We start from the raw sequence: 24,125 nt of genomic DNA on the forward strand, positions 1-24,125 counted from the left end.
CCTAGCGGCGGACGCGGGGCATGCCCAGGCCGATCCAGGAGATGATCTCGCGCTGGATCTCGTTGTTGCCGCCGCCGAAGGTGAAGATGACGGCCGAGCGGTAGCCGCGTTCGAGTTCGCCGTGGAGGACGGCGCCCGCCGAGCCCTCCTTGAGGGCGCCCGCCGAGCCGACGACCTCCATGAGGGCCGCGTAGGCGTCGCGGCGGGCCTCGGAGCCGTACACCTTGACGGCGGAGGCGTCCTGGGGGGTGAGGGTGCCGTGCTGGACGGCGTTCACCATCTGCCAGTTGAGGAGCTTCATCGCGTCGAGGCGGGCGTGGGTGCGGGCCAGGGCGCGGCGGACCCAGGGGAGGTCGATGACGCGGCGGCCGTCGGAGAGCGTGGTGTCGGCGGCCCAGCGCTGGACGTCGTGGAGGGCGCGGATCGCCATGGTGCCGTGCGCGGCGAGGGTGACGCGCTCGTGGTTGAGCTGGTTGGTGATGAGCCGCCAGCCCTTGTTCTCCTCGCCGACACGGCGGGAGACGGGGACGCGGACGTCGTCGTAGTAGCTCGCGGTGGTGTCGTGCGAGGCGAGCGTGTTGATGATCGTGCAGGAGTAGCCGGGGTCGCTCGTCGGCACCAGGAGCATGGTGATGCCCTTGTGCGGCGTGGCGTCCGGGTCCGTGCGGACGGCGAGCCAGACCCAGTCGGCGGTGTCGCCGTTCGTCGTCCAGATCTTCTGCCCGTTGACGACGTACGTGTCGCCCTCCCGCACCGCGCGGGTCTTCAGGGCGGCCAGGTCGGTGCCCGCGTCGGGTTCGCTGTAGCCGATGGCGAAGTCGATCTCGCCGGAGAGGATCCGGGGCAGGAAGTACGCCTTCTGCTCGTCCGTGCCGTACTGCATGATCGTCGGGCCGACGGTGTTCAGCGCCATCAGCGGCAGCGGCACGCCGGCCTGCGCGGCCTCGTCGAAGAAGATGAACTGTTCCATGGGGGTGAGGCCGCGCCCGCCGTACTCGGTGGGCCAGCCCACCCCGAGCCAGCCGTCGGTGCCGAGGCGCCGCACGGTCTCGCGGTAGAAGCGCTTCTGGGCGGCCGGGTCCGCGTAGCGGGTGTGGACGTCGTCCGGGACCAGCTCGGCGAAGTACGCCCGCAGCTCGGCGCGCAGGCTGTTCTGTGCGGGCGTGTACTCGAGGTGCATGGCGTCCTCCCGTGGCGGCGTCCGGCGGCGGCTACCTGTGGCGTCCTCATGCGGTGCGACGCGCGACGGCGGACACGGTAGAACGTGTTCCACAAATGCGGAAGCCTCGGGACGCCTCCAGGACGCCCGTGGCCCCGGTTCGGTACGGCGACCGAGCCGGGGCCCGTGAGAGGGGATGAGCGAGAGGACCGGCCCGGAGGCCGGACAGGTCCTATGGCAGGAGCTCGTCCATGGAGGTGCGCCGCCCCTTCTTCGCCATGCGGGCTTCCGCCCAGGCGAGGGTCTTCTCGTTCACGTCCCGGCCGGAGGCGAGGACCAGGTCCTCCGCCGTGATCTCGCCCTCCGAACCGGCGTGCAGCATCCTGTCGGGCGTCGGGCGTTCCCCCATGGACGTCTTGTCGGGCTCAGCGTTCATGCCGCCTCCTACGTGTTCGTCCGGCACTCGCCATTCTCGTGTCCGGTCCCCGTGCGCGCATCCGGGGCCGACGCGGGCGGCCGGTCCGGGGGCCCTGGCGGCGGTGACCGCGTGTCGGCGGGGTGTCGGCGGCGTGTCGACGGGGCCCGGGAACGTGGGGGCCGAACCCGTTCGAACCGAGGAGTCGACGATGCCCCTGCCCCTGCACCGCCTTCGGGTGACCGCCGTCCGCCCGGTGACCCCGCGCATGCGGCGGGTCACCCTCGGCGGCCCGAGTCTCGACGGCTTCGCCCTCGCGGGCCCCGACCAGCAGGTGAAGCTGTTCTTCCCCCGGCCGGGCCAGGCCGAGCCGGTCCTGCCCGAGCCCGGGTCCGACGGCGACGCGATGCGCTGGTACGGGGCCTACGCGGCGCTCCCGGAGGAAGTGCGCCCGTGGATGCGGAGCTACACCCTCCGGGCGCACGACCCGGGGGCCGGAACCGTCGACGTCGACTTCTTCCTCCACGGGGAGCACGGGGAGCACGGGGAGGACACGGACGCCGGTCCCGCGACGCGCTGGGCGCGGTCGGCGCGCCCCGGGGACGCACTGGGCATGTTCGGGCCGTCGGCGGCCTTCGCGGTGCCCGTCGATCCGGGCGCGGGCGACTGGACGCTGCTGTACGCCGACGCCTGCGCGCTCCCCGCGCTCGCCACGGTCGTCGCCGCGCTGCCGGCGGGACACCGGGCCGTCGCGTACCTCCAGCTGCCCGACGCGGCCGAGGAGCAGCCGCTGCCGACGGCCGGCGACCTGACCGTGCGCCGCCTGCGCGACGGCGACTCGCCGGCCGCGGCCGTGCGGGCGGACACCCTGCCGGGCGGCCGGCCGTACGCGTGGCTGGCGGGCGAGGCCTCGGCGGTGCGCGGGCTGCGGCGGCACCTCGTGGAGGAGCGGGGCGTCGACCGGCGGTCGGTGCACTTCACCGGGTACTGGCGCCGCCGTCTCGCCCAGGACGACGCGCCGACCCCGGAGGACCTGGCCGAGGCGCGCGAACGCCTGTCACTCGACGGGGCCTGACTCCCGGACCAGGGCGGCCGCCGCCCTCAGGGAGAGGCCCGCGCCCTCCTCGTACCCACGGCCGTACGCCTCCGGGGACAGGGCCGCGCGGAGCACCGCCTCGGCGCGGGCGCGGATCGCGGCCTCGGTCTCCGGGGTGAAGGGACGGAAGCCGCCGCCCGTGTCATGGCCGGCGTGGGTGTCGTACGCGCCGAGGAGCCGGGCTCCGGTCTCGGCGTCGCCCGGCGCGCCGCGTCCGCCCCGGGCCCAGGCGGCGGTCCCGAACTGGGCGACGAGGAGGTACGGGGCGACCAGGTGGGCGAGGGTCTCGATGTCCACGACGGCCCGCGCGAGGCGTGACAGGGCCTGGTCGTGGGCGCCGTCGAGGCAGTCGAGCCACGCCCACGCCCCGCCGACGAGACCCCGGAAGAGCCCCGGGGTGACCTCCCCGAACTCCTCCTCCAGGAGGGAGAGCTGGGCACGGGCGAGGCCGGTGCGGCCGGTGTTTCCGTAGTGCTGCGCGAGCAGCGTCCGGGCGGCACCGGCGGCGTCGGCGCCCCACTGCCCGGCCTCGTCGGCGGCCTCGGCCAGCAGCCGCTCGGCCGCCGCGTCCCCCTCCGGGCGGAGCCGGAGCCGTACGGCCGCGAGGCGGGCCCTGAACACCGGCACCTGGGAGCGCGCACCGACGCGGGCGGCGGCTTCGGTGGCCCCCTCGAAGTCTGCGGCGGCCTCGGCGAGCCGGCCCTCGCGCTCGTACGCCTCGCCCCGGGCGGCGAGGGACTCCGCGATCCCCCACGAGTCGCCCGCGGCCTCGAAGAGGGCGAGCGCCTCGGCGGCGTCGGCGCCGTCCCCGCCGACGAGCTTGGCCCGCATGAGGAGCGCGAAGCCCAGGTCCCAGCCGGTGCCGTGGGCACGGCCGGCGTCGACGATCAGCGTCAGGGTCTCGTCGAGGCCGGTGAGCTCGCCGGTCATGAGCCGGGCGAAGTACCACATCGTGCCCGGCTGGCGGCAGGTCTGCGGGAGACCGGGGCGGTACGCGGCAACCAGGGCGGCGAGCCGGGCACGGGTCTCGGGCCGTTCGAGGGTGCCGGCGTCGACGCCCTCGGTCGCGAGGGCGTACAGCCGGCCGCCGCGCCGTGCCTCCCACAACCGCTCGCCGGTCCACGGCGGCGGCACGTCCACGCAGCGGCCTTCCAGCGGCCCGGCGGGGCGGACGGGCTCCTGGAAGGGGTCGGGGCCGAGGCGGCCGGCCTCGGCGGCCCAGGTGCGGGCGTCGACCTGGTGGTTGCGGAGCTGCCAGAACCAGCTGAGCACGTGGACGAGGCAGAGCACCTCCTGCTCGTCGCCGAGCGCCACGGCCGTCCGCAGGGCGCCGCGCAGGTTGTCGTGCTCCCGCTCGAAGCGGGCGAGGGCGGCGAGCTGGTCCGGACCGCGCAGTTCCGGGTCGGTCCGGCGGGCGAGCTCCCGGTAGTACGTGAGGTGGCGCCGCTCGACCGCCGCCCGCTCCCCCGCCTCGTCCAGCCGCTCCCCCGCGTACTCGGCCACGGTCTCCAGGAGGCGGAACCGCATCCCGCCGCCGCCGTCGGGCGCGGCCACGACGAGCGACTTGTCGACGAGGGCGCCGAGGATATCCAGGACGTCGGAGGCGGACACGTCGGCGCCCGGCATGTCGGTGCCTGGCATGTCGACACCCGGCATGTCGGTGCCTGGCATGTCGACACCCGGCATGTCGGTGCCTGGCATGTCGACACCCGGCACGTCGGCGCCCGGCATGTCGGTGCCTGGCATGTCGACACCCGGCACGTCGGCGCCCGGCACGTCGGCGCCCGGCACGTCGGCGCCCGGAGCATCCCGGACGCCCCGAACCCCCACCCCCGCGCACACCGCCTCGACCGCCCGCAGGTCGCACCCGCCCGTGAACACCGCAAGCCGTCGCAGCACCGCCCGTTCGGGCCCGTCGAGGAGGTCCCACGACCAGTCCACCACCGCCCGCAGGGTCTGCTGGCGCGGCAGGACCGTCCGCGCGCCGGAGGTCAGGAGGCGGAAGCGGTCGTCGAGGCGGTCCGCGATCTGGCGTACCGACAGCATCCGCAGCCGCGCCGCCGCCAGTTCGATCGCCAGGGGCAGTCCGTCGAGCCGGCGGCAGACCTCCTCCGCCGCCTCCTGGTCCTCCGTCACCGCGAACCCCGGTCGCGCGGCCGCGCCGCGCTCCCCGAGCAGCCGGAGCGCCATGTCCGTGGGCAGCGGACCCAGCGACCGCACCTCCTCCCCCGGCACCCCCAGGGGCTCGCGGCTCGTGGCGAGGACGGTCACGCCCGGGCAGCGCGTGAGGAGCGCCTGCGCGAGGTCCGCCGCCTCGGCGACGACGTGCTCGCAGTTGTCGAGGACGAGGAGCATCCGGCGCCCGGCGCAGTGCTCGACGAGGGCGGCGAACCGGTCCTTCGGGTCGGCCGGGGTGACGGGCGGCGTGTGCCAGAGCTGGGTCTCGCGGGCCCCGAGCGCGGTGAGGACGGCGGCGCCGACCGTGGACTCCTGGCGTACGGAGGCGAGTTCGGCGAGGTGGACGGGCCCTTCGTACGTGCCGGCCGCCTCCAGGGCGAGCCGCGTCTTGCCGACGCCGCCCGGCCCGGTGAGGGTGACGAGCCGCCGCCCGTGCCAGGCGGCGGCGAGCGAACCGAGTTCGTCGGCCCGGCCGATGAAGGAGGTCAGGCGGGCGGGGAGGCCGACCGCACGCTCGGGCCTCACGGGCCCTTCCTCGGTGAGGAGTTCAGCGTGCAGGGAGCGCAGTTCGGGACCGGGGTCCGTGCCGAGGCGGTCCGCGAGGGCCGCGCGTACCTCCTCGTACGCCGCGAGGGCCTCGGCGGGCCGCCCGGCCGCGCGCAGGGCGCGGATCCGGAGGGCCTGGAGGGGTTCGTCGAAGGGCTGTCCGGCGGCGAGCGCGGCGAGGGGCGCGAGTACGGCGTCGGCCCGCCCGAGGGCCAGGTCGGCGGCGAGCCGGTCGCGCCGCGCCTGGGCGTGCCGCCGCTCGACCCGTACGACCAGGGGGTCGGCGTCCCGGCCGGGCAGGTCCGCGAGGGCGGGGCCGCGCCAGAGCCCCAGGGCCTCGTCGAGGAGCGCGGCGGCCCGTTCGGCGTGGCCGGCGGCGAGGGCGGCGGTTCCTTCGACGGCGAGCCGTTCGAAGCGGTGCAGGTCGACGGAGTCCGGGTCGGCGGCGAGCCGGTAGCCGCCGGGGGCGGAGACGACGGCCTCGCGGCCGAGGGCCCGGCGCAGGCGGCCGACGAGGGCCTGGAGCGCGGCCGTACGGTCCTGGTCGTCGGCCGGGTCGCCGTCGGCCCAGACCTGGTCGATCAGCGTGCCGGGGCCGACCGCGCGCCCGCCGGCCGCGGCGAGCGCGGTGAGGAGGGCGCGGAGCCTGGCACCGCTCAGTACGGCCTCCGTCCCGTCGTCGGTACGGAAGGCCTGGCAGGGACCGAGAACGCGGTAGGGCGGCTGCACCGGCCCATTCTGCCCCGGTGCGGTGGCCGGGGTGCGACGCCCCCGGGTTCCTCCGGGACGGCGAACTCGCGCCACGCCGTGTCACCGCCATGGCGTCGGCGGGGTGCTGGTTCGACAATGGGGAGGATGACCGATGACGACCGGCGTACGCGCAGTGGCGAGATCGGGCCCGCCGAGTGGCTCGCCATGAACCGGACCGGCAGCTTCGACTGGGATCTCGACACGGGCACCATCGATGTCGACGAGTCCGGGCTGCTGGTCTTCGGCGTGACCCCGGGCGCCTTCGACGGGCGGCCGACGTCGATCGTGGCGCGTCTGGACCCCGACGAGCGGGAGAAGCTGGAGGGTGTCGTACGGCAGGCCGTGAAGGGCGGCGCCGTCTCGTACACGGCGCACTTCCCGATCCCGCAGGCCGACGGATCACCCCACTGGACGCACGTGCAGGCGCGGATCCTGCGCTCGTCGGACGGACGGGCCCGGCGGATCGTCGGCGTCGTGCGGGACACGACCGCCGAGGTCGCGCACTTCGCCTTCGTGCAGGAGCTGGAGAAGCGGCGCGAGGTCCAGACGAACATCGTCGAGCGGACGACGAACGCGCTGTCGCGGGCGGTGACGGTGGACGACGTGACGGCCGCCCTGACCGGTCCGGGCGGCCTCGCCCGGCTCGGCGCGGACGGTCTCGCGCTCGGCCTCGTCGAGAACGGCTCGCTCAACCTCATCGCGCTCAGCGGCGAGTCCACCGACGTGCTCAACGACTTCCGCAGCCGCCGGCTCGACCGGAAACTGCCGCTGGCCGAGGCGGTACTGAGCGGGCGGCCCCGGTTCGTCTCCTCGTTCCCTTCGCTCGGGCGGGACTTCCCCGAACTCGCCCCGTACCTGGCGCGCCTGGAGTTCCGGGCCGCGTGCTACCTCCCGCTCGTGGCGCAGGCGCGTTCGCTCGGCGGCATGGCGCTGTTCTACCGGGGCCGCACCTCGTTCAACGCCGACGAGCGCAACCTCGCCCTCGGGCTGGCGGCGATCGTCGCCCAGTCGCTCCAGCGGGCGATCCTCTTCGACGAGGAGCGGGAGTTGGCCACCGGGCTGCAGGCGACGATGCTGCCGCGCCGGATCCCGCAGTTCGCCGGCGGCGAGATCGCGGTCCGCTACCACGCGGCGTGGAGCGGACGGCAGGTCGGCGGCGACTGGTACGACGTGATCCCGCTGCCCCGCGGCCGGGTCGGGATCGTCGTCGGCGACGTGCAGGGTCACGACACGCACGCCGCCGCGATCATGGGGCAGCTGCGGATCGCCCTGCGCGCGTACGCCGGTGAGGGGCACGCCCCGTCGACGGTCCTCGCCCGGGCCTCCCGGTTCCTCGCCGAGCTGGACACCAACCGCTTCGCGACCTGCACGTACGCACAGGTGGACCTGGCGAGCGGCACCCTGCGTGCCGTACGGGCCGGGCATCTGGGTCCGCTGATCCGGCACACCGACGGGCGGGTCGGGCAGCCGAAGCTGCGGGGCGGGCTCCCGCTGGGCCTGGCGACGGTGTTCGGTGACGAGGAGTTCCCGGAGACGCGGCTCGACCTCGTACCCGGTGAGACGCTGGTGCTGTGCACGGACGGGCTCGTCGAGCAGCCCGGCTCGGACATCGAGTCCGGTCTCGCCGCGCTGTCGAGTGCGATCAGCAGCGGTCCGCCGCAGGCGGAGGCGCTCGCCGACCACCTCTCCGAGCGGCTCTGGGAGCGGTGGGGCTCCGGGGACGACGTGGCGCTCCTGGTGCTGCGGCGCAGCCCGGACCCGGGCACGCCCCGGGCGCCGCGCATCCACCAGTACATCCACCAGGCCGACCCGCAGGGGCTCTCGGACGCGCGGGCGGCCGTCGGGCAGGCGCTGCGCGACTGGGGCATGCCGGAACTCGTCGACGACGCCGAGCTGTTGACGGGCGAGCTCCTCGTGAACGTGCTGCTGCACACCGAGGGCGGGGCGGTGCTGACCCTGGAGGTGCTGCCGGAGCCGGTGCGGCGGGTACGGCTCTCGGTGCAGGACCGGTCGAGCGCCTGGCCCCGGCGGCGCACCCCCGGCGAGGCCGCCACCTCGGGCCGGGGGCTGCTCCTGGTCGACGCGCTGGCCTCGCGGTGGGGTGTGGAGCCGCGGGGCGAGGGCAAGGCGGTGTGGTGCGAGATCGGGCCCGCGCCGGTGAGTGCCGAGTCCGCCCCCGGTGGTGGGTGAGGAGGTTGCCGTGGATCCCGTGGCCGCCCTGAACCGCATCGCGTTCCTGCTCGAACGCGGCCGGGCGCCCGGCTACAAGGCGCGCGCCTTCCGTACGGCCGCCACGGCCGTCGCCGCCCTGCCCGAGGGCGAGGCGGGGCGGCGCGCGGCCGCGGGCACCCTGGAGTCGCTGAAGGGCGTCGGCCCTAAGACGGCGGCGGTGGTGCGCGAGGCCCTGGAGGGGCGGGTGCCGGAGTACCTGGCGCACCTGGAGGAGGAGTTGGAGGCCTCGCTCGGACCGGCGGGGTCGGACGGGCGCGGCGGCGAGGCGCTGCGGGCGGCTCTGCGCGGCGACTGCCATCTGCATTCGGACTGGTCCGACGGCGGCGCGACCATCGAGGACATGGGGCGTGCGGCGGCGGCGCTGGGTCACGAGTGGGCGGTGCTCACCGACCACTCGCCGCGGCTCACGGTGGCGCGGGGCCTGTCCCCCGAGCGGCTGCGGGAGCAACTGGACGTGGTGGCCCGGCTCAACGAGGAGTGGGCGCCGTTCCGGCTGCTCACCGGGATCGAGTGCGACGTCCTGGACGACGGCTCGCTCGACCAGGAACCGGAGCTCCTCGATCGCCTGGACCTGGTGGTCGCCTCGGTCCACTCGAAGCTCCGGATGGACGCCCGGTCGATGACCCGCCGGCTCGAACGGGCCGTGCGCAACCCGCTGGTGGACGTGCTCGGACACTGCACGGGACGTCTGGTGGCGGGCGGACGGCTGCGGCCCGAGTCGGAGTTCGACGCGGAGCGCGTCTTCGCCGCCTGTGCCGGGTCGGGGACGGCGGTGGAGGTCAACAGCCGTCCGGAGCGCCTCGATCCGCCGCGCCGGCTGCTGCGGGCGGCGGTCGCGGCGGGCACGTACTTCGCCGTCGACACGGACGCCCACGCGCCCGGTCAGCTGGAGTGGCAGATCCTGGGCTGTGCGCGGGCGGAGGAGTGCGGGGTCCCGCCGGACCGGGTGGTCAACACCTGGCCGGCGGAACGGCTGTTGGAGTGGGCGGCGGCCTGAACCGGCGGCGGGTCAGGCGCGCTGCCAGACCGTGGTCGCGTTGCAGAACTCTCGGATGCCGTGGCCGGAGAGCTCCCGTCCGTACCCGGAGCGCTTGATGCCGCCGAAGGGCAGCGCCGGGTGCGAGGCCGTCATGCCGTTGACGAAGACGCCGCCCGCCTCCAGGTCGCGGACGAAGAACGCGATGTCCTCCTGGGAGCGCGTCCAGACGTTGGAACTCAGGCCGAACGGCGAGTCGTTGGCGACGGCCACGGCCTCCTCGATGTCGCTGACCGGGTAGACGGTGGCGACCGGGCCGAAGGCCTCCTCGTGGTGGATCCGCATGTCCGGGGTGATGCCGGTGAGGACCGTGGGCCGGTAGTACCAGCCGCTCCGGAGCTCCGGTTCCTCCGGGCGGTGTCCGCCGCACAGGACGGTGGCGCCGCGTGCGACGGCATCGTCGACGAGCGCCTCCACGTCGGCCCGGCCCTGCTCGGTGGCGAGGGGGCCGACGTCGGTGGACTCGTCGAGCGGGTCGCCGACGGTGAGGGCGTTCATGGCGGCGGTGAAGCGCTCCGAGAAGTCGTCGTAGACGTCGCGGTGGACGATGAACCGCTTGGCGGCGATGCAGGACTGCCCGTTGTTCTGCACGCGCGCGGTGACGGCGGTCTTCACGGCTCCGACGATGTCGGCCGAGGGCATGACGATGTACGGGTCGCTGCCGCCGAGTTCCAGGACGGTCTTCTTCACCTCGTCGCCCGCGACGGCGGCGACGGCCCGGCCGGCCGGTTCGCTGCCGGTGAGGGTGGCGGCCACCACGCGGGGGTCCCGCAGGACGGCCTCGACGTCGCGGGAGCCGATGAGGAGGGTCTGGAAGCAGCCGTCGGGATAGCCGGCGCGGCGGAACAGGTCGCCGAGGTAGAGCGCGGTCCTCGGCACGTTGGAGGCGTGCTTGAGGAGGCCGGTGTTGCCCGCCATGAGCGCGGGCGCGGCGAAGCGGATCACCTGCCAGAGCGGGAAGTTCCACGGCATGACGGCGAGGATCGGGCCGAGGGGCCGGTAGTGGACCCGGGCCACGTCGGCGCCGGAGTCCTGGACGTCGCTCTCGGCCGGGTGCTCGTCGGCGAGCAGCTGCTCGGCGTTCTTCGCGTACCAGCGCATGGCCTTGGCGCACTTGGCGGCCTCCGCGCGGGCGGCGGCGATCGGCTTGCCCATCTCGACGGTCATCGTGCGGGCGATGTCCTCGTTGTCCTCGTCGAGGAGGGTCGCGGCGACGCGCAGGAGCCGGGAGCGTTCGGCGAAGGACGTCGTGCGGTACTGGCGGTACGCCTCGTGCGCGGCGGCGATGCGCCGCTCGACCTCCTCGGGCCCGTGGGCGTCGTAGGTGCGCAGCGTCTCGCCGGTCGCCGGGTTCACGGTGGCGATGCCCATGACGTGTCTCCTCCTGCCATCGGCCCCCGTCTTCCTGCTGTCGGCCCCCGTCCGTAACCTTCCGCTCTCCCGGGGGCGGGGCGCAACAGGGGTGACGCGGTGGGGTGACCCGGCCACCGGCGGTCCGCTCGGGCCCCTCCGGCGGCCCGCGTCGTCAGGAGGACCTTGCGGGCGAGCCGCCGCTGCCGTGACCGGCCGTCAGCCAGGTCAGGGCTCCCCTGAGGTGGGCCCGGAAGACGGGAGTGCCGTACGTCTCCGGCGCATGGCCCAGGGCGGTGAAGAAGAAGCGGCCCCGGTCGATCCCCCGGCACCAGACCAGCGGGTGGTCGGCGCCGTGCGTGCCGCCCCGGTAGGTGGTCTCGTCGGCCCGGGCGAGGACCCGTACGGAACCGCCCGAATCCCGGGGGTCCGAGGTGAAGTTGTACCACTCGTCCGTCCAGTCCCAGCGCTCCGGGAGCGGCGCGGTCGCCGGGTGGTCGCGGTCGTCGACGAGGACCGTGCCCGGCTGGATCTCCGGGTGGCCGTCGAAGCGGGTGCCGAGCAGTTCGCCGTAGAAGGGCCAGTCCGGCTCGGCGTTGGCGGCCGCGTGGACGGCGAGGAGGGAGCCGCCGCCCCGGAGGTAGGCCTCGAAGGCGGCGCGCCCCTCGGGCGTCAGGACGTTGCCGGTCGTGGAGAGGAGGACGACGGCGGCGCAGCCCGCCAGGCGTTCCGGGGTGAAGGCCGCCGGGTCCTCGGTGACCTCGGCCGCCCGTCCCAGCTCCGCCGCCAGCTCGGCGAGGGCGGTGGCGCCGGCGGGGATCGAGTCGTGGCGGTATCCCGCCGTGCGGGTGTAGATCAGGACGTCGGCGGTGGTCACGCGGTGGGCTCCAGGGCGGGTGCGGGGCGGGTGGGTCCTCCAGAGAGGGAGAAAGCGCTTTCCCCCCTCGCTCCGCGACCGTAGCCATCGAAAACCGCGAGCCGCAACCCCTTCCCCTCCCGCACACTGCACCGATGACACCCCTCCACGATCATGCCCGGCAGGCCCTCGCCCACGTCGCCGACCGCTCCACCGGCGATCCGCTCGACCCCGGCCTGCGGGTCACCCTCAACTTCCATCCGCACTTCCTGGACCGGCTCGCGGACGAAGGGGTCTACCGCTCCCAGTTCGTCACCGGTACGAGCAACGGCGGCCTCACCGCCCGCCCCGGCGGGGACCGCTGGCGCTGGGAGAGCCGCATCTTCGGCGGAGCGTACGACGCGGCCCCGGCGGACACCCGCCCGGTGTACGGCGCCCTCGACTTCCGCCGCCGCCCCTTCGGTGCCGCTCCCCGCTTCGGCTCCGCCCATCTGCGGCTCACGGCGGCCGCCGCGGAACGCGCGAGCTTCTGCTACCCGGACAGCTTCCTGGAGCCCGAGGACTTCGGCGTCGCGTCCCGGATGCGGCTGATCGCCCTCGCCGAGGCCGACGACCATGACCCGCTCGACGACTACATCGAGGCGCAGGTCCACGGCCCCGTCGTGATCGGGCGGGACGTGGAGGCACTGGTTCTGGACCCGAGCCACCGGGGTACGGAGGTGGAGGAGGCGGCGCGGCGGCTGCCGTGTCCCGTGGAGTGGCACGGGGGTTTCCGCGTCTCCGTCGACGAGCTGCGGCGGTACCCCGACTTCCGGGGGCCGGAGTACGTGGAGCTCGCGGCCCGGATCGCCGTCGACTGGGCGCTCGACCCGCGGATCGTGCAGGAGGCGGCGGCGTCGGGGCGGTACGACCAGCAGGACGTGAAGAAGGTCTGGCACTACCTGGCACGGTTCGGGGCGCCGACGAGCTTCGGGAAGCCGACGAGCTGACGGCGGAGCGGGAGCCGGGTGCCGTGAGCCGGGGTTCGCCGCCCCCCGGTTCCGGACCCCGCCGGCTGAGCCGTACGCCACAACGTCAACCGATGCATTGGCGTATCGGATACATCTCTGTATCTTTTGGCGCGCCGTGCACCACCCCCGCGTCACGCTCACCGAGGAGCCGCCATGAGCACCGTGCCTCCCGCGATCGCCGCCGCCGTCGGGCCCCTGCCCGACGGAGCGGTCATCCCGCTGCCGCCCACCTTCGAGTCCGTCGAGGAGGAGCGCGCGTACCGCAAGGAGCAGCTCGCCGCCGGGTTCCGGATCTTCGGGAGGTTCGGCTTCTCCGAGGGCGTCGCCGGGCACATCACGGTCCGCGACCCCGGCGACCCGAACGCCTTCTGGGTCAACCCGTTCGGCATGAGCTTCACCCAGATCAAGGCCTCGGACCTGATCCTGGTCGACCACGAGGGGAACGTCCTCGAAGGGCGCCGGCCGGTGAACCGGGCCGCGTTCGTCATCCACTCCCGGGTCCACGCCGCCCGCCCCGACGCGGTCGCCGCCGCGCACTCGCACTCCCTGCACGGCAAGGCCTTCTCCAGCCTCGGCATCCCGCTCGACCCGATCACCCAGGACGCCTGCGCGTTCTTCGAGGACCACGGGATCTACGACGACTACCGGGGCGTCGTGAACGAGACCGAGGAGGGCGAGCGGGTCGCGAAGGCCCTCGGCGACCACAAGGCGGTCATCCTCAAGAACCACGGGCTGCTGACCGTCGGCCACTCGGTCGCCGAGGCCGTGTGGTGGTTCGTCACCATGGAGCGCTCCTGCCAGGCGCAGCTCCTCGCGATGGCGGCGGGCACCCCGCAGCTCATCGACCGCGAGACGGCCCTGCTCACCCGGGGGCAGATCGGCGGGCACCTGGCCGGCTGGTTCCAGGCGCGCCCGCTGTGGGATCAGATCACCGCGTCCGACCCCGACCTGTTCGACTGACCCTCGGGGCCCGGGCCGGGGAGCTCGCGGGTCGTCGCCTCCAGGAGCGGCACGAGGAACTGCCGTTCCAGGGTGCCGGGCGGGAGCTCGGCCGGCTCCACGTAGCTCTGCGCGAGACCGCCCTCGCGCAGGGCGATGAGGAGGCGGGCGAACCGGTCGGCCTCCACGGTCAGTTCGCGCCCGGCCCGGCGCAGTACGAGGGTGAGGCCGCGGGCGATCTCGGCCCGCAGCCGCTCGTCGTGGCGGGCGAGCACCCAGGCGGCCTGCGGGTCGCGGATGGCGTGCAGGGTGAACTCGGTGGTGACGAGGTACCACGCGCGCTCGTCCGGTTCGACGCGGGCGGCGAGCTCCGCGAGCCGGGTCAGGGTGTACTCGTCGGGGGTCAGCGCGTCGATGGACTCGGCGAGGCGCCGTACGGTCCGCTCGCTGTGCTCGTCGAAGAGGGCGAGGAAGAGCTCTTCCTTGCTCGCGAAGTTCGAGTAGTACGCGCCCCGGGTGTAGCCGGCGGCCTCGCAGATCTGCTCGATCGTCGTCGCGTGGAAGCCGTGCTCGGCGAAGGTCTCCAGGGCGGCCTTCAGGAGCGCCGCGCGGGTGCGGGGCCGCCGCCTGGTGACACCTTTCGGCACGGGTGCGTCCTCCTCGATCGGGCCGCTCGCGCGGCGGACGCCCACCTTACCGGCGTCGCCTTCACGTGCGGCGACGAGTCCTGACGGCTCCGCCCCGGCGGCGGCCGGCATCGGTGCCCCCTTACCCGGCGGCGACCGGTGCCGGCGTCCCCTTGCCCGGCGGCGACCGGCATCGACGTCTCCCTCCCGGACGGCGGCCAGCGCAGACGCCTCCCTCCCCGGACGGCGACCGGCATCGACACCTCCCTCCCGGACGGTGACCAGCGCAGACGTCTCCTTCCCCGGACTGCGACCGGCACCGACGGCTTCATCCCGGGCGGCCGTCGGCAGCGGCGGATAAAATTCACGCATGGCAGAGCGGCCCGTCGTGCCCGCGGCGCCCGATCTTGTCCTCGAGATCGACGGGGACGCGACGCTCATGAACCCGAGCCGCGTCTATCGCATCGGGCGCGACCCCACCAGCGACATCGTGCTCGCGGACGCCCGGGCGTCCTGGCACCACGCGGTGCTCAGCGCCGCCGGCGGCCACTGGACCCTGGCGGACGAGGGCAGTACGAACGGCACGTTCGCGGACGGCCTGCGGGTCGCCCCCGTGCGGGAGGTCGGTCCCGGGACGGTCGTACGGTTCGGGCATCCGGCCGACGGACCACGCGCGGTGCTCTCGACGGGCGCCCCGGCCCGGGACGCGGGCCCGCGCGACGTACCGAGACGACCGGTCGCACCGGAACCGCCCCCCGTCGTACGGGAGCCGGGCGACCCTCCTCTTCTGCCACCCCCGCCTCCCCCGGAGGCCGTACGGGAAGTGGCGCCCGAGGCCCCGCCCTCCCCGGCAGTCGTGGAGGGGTTCCCGGCCGAGGCGCAGCCGCTCCCCCTGCCGGAGCCGCCGGCCGTCGGCTTCCGGCCGGAGCCCGCCCCGGAGCCCGCCCCCGGGCCGGGGCCCAAGATGCTCCGGCCACCCTCCGTCTCGTATCCCGCCGCGACCGGGACCTTCCGGCAGCCCACGTCCGTGCGGCCGCTGCCGGCCCACAGCATCCGGATCGGGCGCGCGCCCGACAACGACGTCGTCGTCGCCGACCTGGTCGTCTCCCGGCGGCACGCCGAGCTCCGCGCCCATCCCGACGGCACGTACTGGATCCACGACCTCGGCAGTCACAACGGCACCTTCCTCAACGGCGCCCCCGTCGTGGACGCGCGCGTGACACCCGAGGACATCGTCGGCATCGGCAGGTGCGCGTTCTGTCTGATCGGCGGGCAGCTCGTCGAGTTCACCGACACCGGCGAGGTCTCGCTGGACGTGCGGTCGCTCGCGGTGACCGTCGACCGCGGGCGCCGTACGCTGCTCGACGAGGTGTCGTTCCCGGTGGGCCAGAAGTGCCTGCTCGCGGTCGTCGGGCCGTCCGGCGCCGGGAAGTCGACGCTCCTGGGCGCGCTCACGGGCCAGCGCCCGGCGGACCGGGGCACGGTGCTCTACGACGGCCGTGACCTCTACAAGGACTACGCCGAGCTGCGTCAGCGCATCGGGCTCGTCCCGCAGGACGACATCCTGCACCTCCAGCTCACCGTCCGCCGGGCCCTCGGATACGCGGCCGAACTGCGCTTCCCCGAGGACACCGTCGCGGCCGAACGGCGGGCCCGGGTCGACGAGGTGATCCGGGAACTCGGACTCGTGGAGCGCGCCGAGCAGCCGATCCACAGCCTCTCCGGCGGTCAGCGCAAGCGGGTGAGCGTCGCCCTCGAACTGCTCACCAAGCCCTCCCTGCTCTTCCTGGACGAGCCGACCTCCGGGCTCGACCCGGGCATGGACCGCTCCGTGATGCACATGCTGCGCGGGCTCGCGGACGACGGCCGCACGGTCGTCGTGGTCACGCACAGCGTGCTCAGCCTCGACGTCTGCGACCGGCTGCTCGTGCTCGCGCCGGGCGGCCGGGTCGCGTACTACGGGCCGCCCGCCGACTCGCTCGGCTTCTTCGGCTTCACGCAGTGGCCGGAGGCCTTCGAGGCCTTCGAGAACGACCGGGACCGCGACTGGGCCGGGCAGTACCGGTCCTCCCTCTTCCACCGCCGGTACATCGCGGAGGCGACGGTCCGCCCCGACGTCCCCGTACCCGCCTCCCCGGCCGGGGTCGGGGAAGCGGAGCCGGCTCCGCCGCCGAAGGCGCAGAGCTGGGGCTCCCAGCTGCGGACGCTCGTACGGCGGTACGCGGCGGCGCTCTCCGCCGACCGGACCTTCCTCGCCATCATGATCGCGCTGCCGTTCGTGATGGGCGCGATGGCCCGGGCGCTCTCCGAGGGCAGCCTCAACCCCGAGTCGACGATGAACGTGCTGCTCATCCTCTGCGTGGGCGGCGTCCTCACGGGCGCGGCGAACGCCGTGCGCGAACTGGTCAAGGAGCGCACGATCTACCGGCGCGAGAGAGCCGTCGGCCTCTCGCGTTCCGCCTATCTCGCCTCCAAGGTGGTGGTCCTCGGTTCGATCACCGTCGTGCAGGCCGTGGTGCTGACCCTGGTGGCCCTGATCGGCGTACCGCTGAACGTGCCCGGCGGCAAGGGCGTCCTGATGCCGCCGCTCGTGGAGATCACCCTCGCGGTCGCGCTGCTCGCGTTCACGGCGATGATGCTCGGCCTGCTGGTCTCGGCCCTCGTCCGCAAGGAGGAGGTGACGATGCCGCTGCTCGTCCTCCTCGCGATCGTGCAGGTGGTGTTCTGCGGGGCGCTGCTCAAGGTGCGCGGCACGCCCGTCCTGGAGCAGCTGGCCTGGCTGGTGCCCTCGCGGTGGGCGTTCGCTGCGATGGGTGCGACGATCGACATCGGGAAGATCGCGCCGGGCGAGAAGACCGCCGACCCGCTGATGCGGCACACGGCGGAGGCCTGGCTGTTCGACATGGGCATGATGGTGGTGCTCTGTCTCGTCCTCGGCCTGGTCGTGGCGCGGCTGCTGCGCCGCCACGAGCCGGTCGTCATGCGGAGGTAGCCCCATGGCCCCCGTGCCGGAGGTGAGCGCGTGAGCGTCCCCGTACCCGAGTACGACGTGCCGGACTTCCGGCCCACCCATGTGGTGCCGCGCTCCGGGCTCTCCGCCTGGGAGGCGCCCGATCCGGGGCTGCCCACGGCGCCGCTCGACGCCTTCCTGCCGGTGTGCCTCGTGGAGCGGTCCGGCGACTGGGGGCGGGTGCTGTGCTCCAACGGCTGGACCGCGTGGGTGGACGCGCGCCTCCTCGTGAGCGTGCCCGACGACCCTCCGGCGGCGGGCCGGCCGCTCACCAGGACCGCCGATCCCCGGCCGCTCGTCACCCGCGCCGAGGACGCGCTCGGCCGCTACCGGCGGGCGGCGGAGGAGCTGGGCGCGGGCCGTCTCGACGGCGAGGGCTTCCGGCTGCGGACCCGCGGCCTGCGGGTCGGCGTGGTCGTCGACGGCGAGTCGGTGTGGCTGTACGACGCGGAGCACGAGCGCTGGGTGTACTGCGACGGCATCGGGCTCAGTACGTACGCGGCCTCGGCGGCGCCCGCTCCCGCGCAGGCGCCCGACGACGCCGTCGAGGACGCCCGCGAGCGGGCCGGAGCGCCGTCGCCGGGATACGAGCCGACGCAGGTCGTGCCCCAGGTAGACCCGGCGGTGGCGGCGGGGCCGCCGCCCACCCAGGTCGTGGGGCCGAACGGACCGGCGGGTGAGGGCCGATGACCGGGGACCCGGAGATCCCGGCGGGGCGGCCCTCGGGGCTGGTCGGCAAGGAGATCGCGGGCTACCGCGTGGAGGGCGAGATCGGGCGCGGCGGCATGGCGGTCGTGTACCGGGCCCTCGACCTGCGCCTCGACCGGACGGTGGCGTTGAAGCTGCTCGCCCCCGAACTGGCCCGCAACGACACCTTCCGCAAGCGCTTCGCGCACGAGTCGCGGGTCGCCGCCTCGATCGACCACCCGCACATCGTGCCGGTCTTCGAGGCGGGCGAGACGGAGGGCGTGCTGTACATCGCCATGCGGTACGTGGCGGGGCAGGACCTGGTGGCCCTGCTCGACCGCGAGGGGCCGCTGCCGCCCGTGAAGGCGGGCCGGATCGCGGTGCAGGTGGCCTCGGCGCTCGACGCGGCGCACGCGCACGACCTGGTGCACCGGGACGTGAAGCCGGGCAACATCCTGGTCGCCGAGGGCACCGACGGCGACCACCCGGAGCACGTCTACCTGACCGACTTCGGGCTGACGAAGAAGTCGCTGTCCCTCACGGGTTTCACGACGGTGGGCGAGTTCGTCGGGACGCTCGACTACGTGGCGCCCGAGCAGATCTCCGGCAAGCCGGTGGACGGCCGGTGCGACGTCTACAGCCTGGCGTGCGTGGTCTTCGAGACCCTGACGGGGGCGCCGCCGTTCCGCCGCGAGACCGACTGGGCGGTGCTGTGGGCGCAGCAGTACGATCCGCCGCCGCCGCTCTCCGAGGTGCGGCCGGGGCTGCCGTCGGCGGCGAACGCGGTGTTCGCCAGGGCGCTGGCGAAGACGCCCGAGGAGCGGTACGGGACGTGCCTGGAGTTCGTCGCCGAGCTGCGTGCCGTCCTGACGGGCGCGGGCGGCGGCGGCCCGGTGGTGGTGCCGCCGGAGCCGGACCGGCTCGGCGCGCCGCCCGCTCCGCCGGCGTGGGCGCGGCCGGTGTTCAGGGACCTGGACTAGGGCCTGTCCGGTCGACCTCGCCCTTGCGGTGGACCCGGGAGGCGAGGAGGCCGCCGAGGAATCCGAGGGCCAGGCCCCACAGGAGTGCGAAGCCGGCCGTCTTCCAGACGTCCGGGCGGAGGATCACCTCGCCGCCGAGCGAGGCGAGGTCGCCGATGCCGATGACCGAGAGGCCGAAGCGGGCCTCGACCAGGGTGAGCGGTGCGGCCACCAGCATGGTGAGCGCGAAGGCGATGCCCAGGTGCAGGGAGTGCTGCCAGAGCGTGATCCGGGCCGGGGAGCGGACGGCCGCCACGAAGGCGGCGCCGAGCACCAGGACGGCGGCGACGGGCAGCAGCCACCACGCGCGCGCGTCCTGGGCGGCGAGCGAGGACAGGTCGACGGTCGAGAGGTCCGGGCTGTCGCCCTTGCTCCGCAGGACGGTGTCGAGGATCTCCGGCATGGGCAGGCCGAAGGGGCCTTCCGCCTTGCCCTGCCAGGAGCCGCCGATGCCGACGCCCAACGCGAGCCAGGTGATGTTGGGGAGGCCCAGGAGGAGGACGGCGAGGGTCTCCGCGACATGGCCCTTGGTCGCCGCGACGACGATCCCGATGACCAGGCCGACGACGACGTACGCGAGGAGCAGCAGGAGCATCGCGAAGGCGGCGGGCCGGACGGGTTCCTGGTAGCGGAGGAGCCGGGACGGCAGCGGGGTCCTGCGGGAGACGAGGAGGGCGATGACGAGCACGCCGAGGATCCACAGCAGCCCGTAGAAGAGGGTGGGGCCGAGGTCGGTGCGGAAGCCGACGGTCGGGTTCACGGCGTCCAGGAGCTGGCCGAAGAGGTCCATGAGGGAGTCCTCGGCGTTGCCGCCGCCGATGGTGATCGGGAAGTCGTGGCGGGCGAGGGCCGAGAGGCCCGCGAGGGCGGCCAGCCAGAGCACGACGACGCTCGCCGCGCGGAGCAGGAGTTCGCGGGCGCTGGTCACCGCGTGGTGGCGCAGGGGGCGCAGGAAGCAGAAACCGGTGACCAGTGCGCCCACCAGGGTGACGGTGAGCGGCATGGCGGTCAGTTCGGCCTGGGTGCCGGCGAGGGCGCCCGCGTCGCCGGAGAGTTCCACCTGGCCGCCCGAGGCCATGACGACGACCGCGGCGAGGACGGACGCGAAGCCGCTGGGCAGGTCGGCGGCGCCCGCGGCCCAGAGGCCCAGCCCGGCGAAGACGCCCATCGCGACGAACCCGGCGACCACGGCGGCCAGGGCCTGGAGGACGACGCGGGCGTAGAGCCCGGTCGGGGTCGCGGGTGTCCGCGCGGGGGCGGGGAGCCGACTGCTCGTCACGCTGCCCACGCTAGTACCGGGGCGGGGTGCCCGCTTGCGGGCGGCTCGGGCTTCCGCGTGCTTCCGCTTGCGGGTGGGCACCGTTCGGCGCACACAATGGGCGCGGAACGGAAGAAAGGGAAAAACGTGACTTCCCACCCGCCGTCCGGCCCTCCGTCGGTTCCCCCCGCAGGTCCCCCCTCGGGCCCCCTCTCGGGTCCGAGCACACGCCCGGGAAGCGCCGGCCCCCCGCCGCCGCCCGGACCGCCCCACGACGGTTCGGGGGGCGGGGGCGGCTCCGGTGGCGGTGACTCGGGAAGCGGGGGCGGGGGCGGCGGCAAGGGTGGTGGCCGCCCCTGGTGGCGTTCCGTCCCGAAGGTCGCCTCGATCACGGCCGTGCTCGTGGCCGCCGCCGCGCTGGCGGTCGTCCTCACCAACCGCCCCGACGACAAGGGCGGCACGGCGGGCTCCGGCGGTGGCGAGGTCTTCCTGCAGAACGCCGCCGCGACCGGCCCGGACCCGTTCACCCGGTCGACGGCCCGCACCGACGGCGGTTCCGCACCGCCGCCCTCGCTGCCGCCCCGCACCGCCTCGACCGTGCCCGAGGTGTCGGGATCGGCGCCCGGCCTGTACGGCGGTACGCGGTCGGTGTCCAGCTGCGACGTCGAACAGCAGGTGCGCTACCTCTCCGCCGAGCCCGCGAAGAACGCGGCCTTCGCCTCGGTCGTCGGCGTCCCGGCCGGCGACGTCCCCGCGTATCTCCGGTCCCTGACCCCGCTTCAGCTCCGGGTCGACACCCGGGTGACGAACCACGGCTTCCGCGACGGCGCGGCCACCGCCTACCAGTCGGTGCTCCAGGCCGGCACGGCGGTCATGGTCGACGGCCACGGCGTGCCGCGGGTCCGCTGCGCCTGCGGCAACCCGCTCACCGGCCCGGTGGCGCAGAAGGCACCGCGCACGACCGGCACCCCGTGGCCGGGCTACAGCTCCCAGCAGGTGGTCGTGGTCGCGCCCTCGGTGACCGTCGTGAACGTCTTCGTGGTGTACGACACCGAGGACGACGGCTGGTTCGCGCGGATCCACGGCGACACGGGGAATCACGACAGGCCGACGCCTCCTCCGCCTGCCACGCTCTCTCCGGCGCCGTCCACGTCCACTTCTCCTTCCACTTCCAGTTCGTCCCCCTCGTCGCCCGTGCCGTGCGTGACGGTGACGGGTGGGGAGACCCCGACGCCGAGCAACGGTGTCACCCCGTCGCCGTGCCCCTCGACGCTCTCCCCGTCGACGTCGACGTCCTCCCCGGAGTCGCCGTCGTCCGATTCCTCCGGCCCGACGGACTCGTCACCGGCGACAGATTCGTCACCGGCGACGGATTCGTCGAGCCCGGCGTCGGAACCGGCCTCGGACAGCTCGCCACCGCAGCAACCGGCTGAGCAGTCGGCGGCGGCGGTCCCGCCGGTGGCGTCGCTGTCGCCGCTGGGGTCGCGACTCCCGTCGGCTTCGAAGCCGGGTTCCGGTTCCACTTCCGCTTCGAGTTCCGCATCGGCTTCGGTGGCGCGTTCCGTGGCCGGTTCGGCGTCGGGTTCGGCCTCGGCTCCGGCGCCCGGCCCCGGGTCCGGGTCCGGGTCCACGCCCCTCGTCTGAGCGCCCTGCCAGGACCGCGTCGTCAGGGTCGTACCTCCGTGCCGGTCCGTCCTTCCGGTACGGAGGTACGGGCGTTCCGCCGCAGGACCCGGGCCTCGCCCGGGAGGAGGACCGGGCCCGGGACGGTCAGCACCGGCCCCGGCGCACGGCGCTGGACCGCGCGCAGCACCGGCCGCCGGCGCAGCCGGGCGAGCCGGCCCCCGTCCGGCGCCCGGCCGAGGACCAGCAGGTCCCCCGGACGGCCGGCCACCGCGCACAGCACGCCCGCCGGGGCACCCCGGACCACCCGCGCCTCGAAGGGAAGGTCCGAGGGGGCGCCGCCGAGCCCGTCGACGAGTGCGCCCTCCAGGCGCCGCCGGGCGTCCTCGCCCCACAGACGCGCCCAGGCGCGGTCCGGCATCCGGGCGAACAACGCCTCCCCCTCCGGAGGTTCCCAGGCCAGCACCGCCAGGAGCGCCCTTCCGTCGCGGCGGGCGAGGGCGGCCGCGTACCGCAGAGCGGCGAGTGAGGCGAGCGAACCGGTCACCCCGACGACGACCCGGCCGCCGTCCCGCGGGAACGGGCCGGTCATGCCGGTTCGCAGGTGTGGGCGCCGGGCGCCGGCGTCGCGGCGCGGGGCTCCGCGGGGGTGCGGGCCGCGGTCCTCGCGCGCAGGGCCCGGAGCCAGGCTCCGATCGGCACCGGGCGGGCCGCGCGCTCCTCCGCTCGCCGCTGCCACATCCGCTCGTCGCGGTCGGTGAAGTGTTCGAACATCGACCGTTTCCTTCCATGAGGGCCACTGGAGAGGAGTCTGTAGGCTTATTGGCCCGGACAGCAGAGCCAATGAGGAGTGATTGGCATGGCAGTGGCACGTGTGGTCCACACCGCGGACCGGACCCTGACGGGCCGCCAGCTCGCATCGCTGCTCACCCCTCCCCCGGACGGCCGCTTCGGGTACCGGGAGCTCGCGCGGGCCGTACGGGAGGCGCTGCTCGACGGCCGGGTGGCGCTGCGGCTGCGACTGCCGGCCGAGCGGGAGCTCGCCGCGGTCCTGGGCGTGAGCCGCACCACCGTGACGGGGGCGTACGACCTGCTCCGGGAGAGCGGTTACGCGCACAGCCGGCGCGGCGCCGGTACGTGGACCGCACTGCCGGACGGGCAGGCGCCCACCGCGCTCGGCGCCTTCCAGGACGACACCGGCGCGGTCATCGACCTCGCGCTCGCCGCCCCGCACGCGCCGGAGGCCGAGCTGACCGCCGCGCTCGCGGCGGCCGCCGCCGAGCTGCCGCGCTACGCCGGCGCGCAGGGCTACCACCCGTACGGGCTGCCCGCGCTGCGCGCCGCGATCGCCGACCGCTACACGGCCCGGGGCCTGCCGACCCTGCCGGACCAGATCCTCGTCACGACGGGTGCGCAGCAGGCCGTCTCGCTGGTGCTCACGCTGCTCGGCCGGACCGGCGACCGGGTCCTTGCCGAGAACCCCTCGTACACGAACGCCCTCGACGCGATGCGGGGGCGCATGCTCCGGGTGACGCCGGTCCCGGTGACGGAGGCAGGCTGGGACTCCGGGCTCGTCGACGCCGCGCTCCGGCAGACCGCGCCGCGTCTCGCCTATCTGATCCCGGACTTCCACAACCCGACCGGGCGGCTCATGCCGACGGAGCAGCGCCGGGAGCTCGCGCGGTCCGCGCGGGCCACCGGGACGTGGCTGGTGGTCGACGAGACGTTGACGGACATCGCCCTCGACGTGCCCGCGCCGGTGCCGTTCGCCGCGGCTGCGGGCGGGGGCGACGGTGAGCAGATCATCTCCGTCGGCTCGCTGAGCAAGAGCTGCTGGGGCGGGCTCCGGGTCGGCTGGGTGCGGGCCGCGTCCCGTGTGGTGACCGAGCTGGCCCGGGTCCGGATCACGGCCGACCTGTCCGGTTCCGTGCTCGACCAGCTGGTGGCCGTCGCCCTGATCGACCGTCTCGACGTGATCCTGCCGCAGCGCCTCGACGAGCTGCGGCTGCGCCGGTCCGCGCTGAGCGACTCCCTGGCCCGGCATCTGCCGGAGTGGCGGTGGGAGGTGCCGCCGGGCGGGATGTGCCTCTGGATCGACCTGGGCCGGCCGGTCGCGTCCGCCCTCGCGTCCCGCGCCCTGCGGCACGGGGTGCGGGTGGAGGGCGGGGCCCGGTTCGGAGTGGATCCGGGGACGCACGAGCACCGGCTGCGGATCCCGTTCACGCTGCCCCTGGACGTGTACGAACCGGCGGCGGAGCGGCTCGCGGCGGCCCTGGAGAACGCCCCCGGGCACGTCGCCGACCCGGCCCTGCCGGACTGGGTGGCCTGACCGGCC

At 74.8% G+C, this 24,125-nt stretch carries 18 protein-coding genes and 1 pseudogene; 10 read left to right on the forward strand and 9 right to left on the reverse strand.

The features are described from left to right. Nucleotide 1: 1 nt before the first annotated feature. Complete coding sequence (locus tag GGE06_RS11300) at nucleotides 2-1,180, reverse strand: acyl-CoA dehydrogenase family protein (protein WP_116162882.1); 1,179 nt, start codon at nucleotides 1,178-1,180, stop codon at nucleotides 2-4. 211 nt (nucleotides 1,181-1,391) lie between these two features. Continuing rightward, a complete protein-coding gene (locus tag GGE06_RS11305) occupies nucleotides 1,392-1,595 on the reverse strand; it encodes a hypothetical protein (protein ID WP_116162880.1) in 204 nt (67 codons plus the stop codon). Nucleotides 1,596-1,785: 190 nt separating this feature from the next. On the opposite strand from GGE06_RS11305, the gene GGE06_RS11310 reads away from it, so the two are divergent. Then, a complete protein-coding gene (locus tag GGE06_RS11310; RefSeq protein WP_184930727.1) occupies nucleotides 1,786-2,649 on the forward strand; it encodes a siderophore-interacting protein in 864 nt (287 codons plus the stop codon). Here the strand turns inward: GGE06_RS11310 and GGE06_RS11315 are convergent. Next, on the reverse strand, nucleotides 2,632-6,123 hold the full coding sequence (locus tag GGE06_RS11315) for a BTAD domain-containing putative transcriptional regulator (RefSeq protein ID WP_184930728.1): 3,492 nt from the start codon (nucleotides 6,121-6,123) through the stop codon (nucleotides 2,632-2,634). The two genes, GGE06_RS11310 and GGE06_RS11315, sit on opposite strands and share 18 nt — an antisense overlap. A gap of 126 nt (nucleotides 6,124-6,249) precedes the next feature. Between GGE06_RS11315 and GGE06_RS11320 the strand changes: the two genes are divergently transcribed. Both GGE06_RS11320 and GGE06_RS11325 read left to right on the forward strand, forming a co-directional pair. Further along, nucleotides 6,250-8,334, forward strand: a complete 2,085-nt coding sequence (locus GGE06_RS11320) for a SpoIIE family protein phosphatase (RefSeq protein WP_184930729.1) — start codon at nucleotides 6,250-6,252, stop codon at nucleotides 8,332-8,334. A gap of 10 nt (nucleotides 8,335-8,344) precedes the next feature. Beyond that, on the forward strand, nucleotides 8,345-9,373 hold the full coding sequence (locus tag GGE06_RS11325; RefSeq protein WP_184930730.1) for a PHP domain-containing protein: 1,029 nt from the start codon (nucleotides 8,345-8,347) through the stop codon (nucleotides 9,371-9,373). 12 nt (nucleotides 9,374-9,385) lie between these two features. Here the strand turns inward: GGE06_RS11325 and GGE06_RS11330 are convergent, their stop codons facing one another. Both GGE06_RS11330 and GGE06_RS11335 read right to left on the reverse strand, forming a co-directional pair. Then, entirely contained in the window at nucleotides 9,386-10,783 is a 1,398-nt protein-coding gene (locus GGE06_RS11330) for an NADP-dependent succinic semialdehyde dehydrogenase (RefSeq protein ID WP_116162872.1), read from the reverse strand. Nucleotides 10,784-10,937: 154 nt separating this feature from the next. Next, nucleotides 10,938-11,639 (reverse strand): ThuA domain-containing protein, encoded by a 702-nt coding sequence (locus GGE06_RS11335; protein ID WP_116162870.1) that lies wholly within the window; start codon nucleotides 11,637-11,639, stop codon nucleotides 10,938-10,940. Nucleotides 11,640-11,773: 134 nt separating this feature from the next. Between GGE06_RS11335 and GGE06_RS11340 the strand changes: the two genes are divergently transcribed. Continuing rightward, nucleotides 11,774-12,607: a DUF3626 domain-containing protein gene (locus GGE06_RS11340; RefSeq protein ID WP_184930731.1), complete on the forward strand. Its 834-nt coding sequence runs from the start codon at nucleotides 11,774-11,776 to the stop codon at nucleotides 12,605-12,607. 174 nt (nucleotides 12,608-12,781) lie between these two features. Continuing rightward, nucleotides 12,782-13,588 carry a class II aldolase/adducin family protein gene (locus GGE06_RS11345; protein WP_116162868.1) on the forward strand — a complete coding sequence of 269 codons (807 nt, stop codon included), beginning with the start codon at nucleotides 12,782-12,784 and terminating at the stop codon, nucleotides 13,586-13,588. Here the strand turns inward: GGE06_RS11345 and GGE06_RS11350 are convergent. Then, a complete protein-coding gene (locus GGE06_RS11350) occupies nucleotides 13,552-14,214 on the reverse strand; it encodes a TetR/AcrR family transcriptional regulator (protein WP_116165691.1) in 663 nt (220 codons plus the stop codon). The genes GGE06_RS11345 and GGE06_RS11350 overlap by 37 nt on opposite strands. Before the next feature lie 349 nt (nucleotides 14,215-14,563). Between GGE06_RS11350 and GGE06_RS11355 the strand changes: the two genes are divergently transcribed. The 3 genes from GGE06_RS11355 to GGE06_RS11365 are packed head-to-tail and all read left to right on the forward strand — an operon-like array spanning nucleotide 14,564 to nucleotide 18,870. Beyond that, on the forward strand, nucleotides 14,564-17,185 hold the full coding sequence (locus GGE06_RS11355; protein ID WP_184930732.1) for an FHA domain-containing protein: 2,622 nt from the start codon (nucleotides 14,564-14,566) through the stop codon (nucleotides 17,183-17,185). A 30-nt stretch (nucleotides 17,186-17,215) separates the two neighbouring features. Further along, nucleotides 17,216-17,893 carry a hypothetical protein gene (locus tag GGE06_RS11360; RefSeq protein ID WP_184930733.1) on the forward strand — a complete coding sequence of 226 codons (678 nt, stop codon included), beginning with the start codon at nucleotides 17,216-17,218 and terminating at the stop codon, nucleotides 17,891-17,893. Then, nucleotides 17,890-18,870 carry a serine/threonine-protein kinase gene (locus GGE06_RS11365; RefSeq protein WP_184930734.1) on the forward strand — a complete coding sequence of 327 codons (981 nt, stop codon included), beginning with the start codon at nucleotides 17,890-17,892 and terminating at the stop codon, nucleotides 18,868-18,870. Before GGE06_RS11360 ends, GGE06_RS11365 begins: the two co-directional genes overlap by 4 nt. Here GGE06_RS11365 and GGE06_RS11370 read toward each other — a convergent pair. Next, nucleotides 18,854-20,188, reverse strand: a complete 1,335-nt coding sequence (locus tag GGE06_RS11370) for a streptophobe family protein (RefSeq protein ID WP_376773529.1) — start codon at nucleotides 20,186-20,188, stop codon at nucleotides 18,854-18,856. The genes GGE06_RS11365 and GGE06_RS11370 overlap by 17 nt on opposite strands. A 126-nt stretch (nucleotides 20,189-20,314) precedes the next feature. Between GGE06_RS11370 and GGE06_RS11375 the strand changes: the two are divergent. Continuing rightward, a pseudogene (locus GGE06_RS11375) lies at nucleotides 20,315-21,577 on the forward strand (DUF6777 domain-containing protein); the annotation flags it as partial. A 256-nt stretch (nucleotides 21,578-21,833) separates the two neighbouring features. Here the strand turns inward: GGE06_RS11375 and GGE06_RS11380 are convergent. Continuing rightward, on the reverse strand, nucleotides 21,834-22,382 hold the full coding sequence (locus tag GGE06_RS11380; RefSeq protein WP_184930737.1) for a universal stress protein: 549 nt from the start codon (nucleotides 22,380-22,382) through the stop codon (nucleotides 21,834-21,836). Next, complete coding sequence (locus GGE06_RS11385) at nucleotides 22,379-22,564, reverse strand: hypothetical protein (protein ID WP_184930738.1); 186 nt, start codon at nucleotides 22,562-22,564, stop codon at nucleotides 22,379-22,381. Before GGE06_RS11385 ends, GGE06_RS11380 begins: the two co-directional genes overlap by 4 nt. Nucleotides 22,565-22,649: 85 nt before the next feature. Here GGE06_RS11385 and yczR point away from each other — a divergent pair, with 85 nt between their 5' ends. After that, entirely contained in the window at nucleotides 22,650-24,119 is a 1,470-nt protein-coding gene (gene yczR / locus GGE06_RS11390) for a MocR-like transcription factor YczR (protein WP_116162854.1), read from the forward strand. The last annotated feature ends 6 nt before the right edge of the window (nucleotides 24,120-24,125 follow it).

Source organism: Streptomyces nymphaeiformis, from assembly GCF_014203895.1.
GTDB classification, from domain to species: domain Bacteria; phylum Actinomycetota; class Actinomycetes; order Streptomycetales; family Streptomycetaceae; genus Streptomyces; species Streptomyces nymphaeiformis.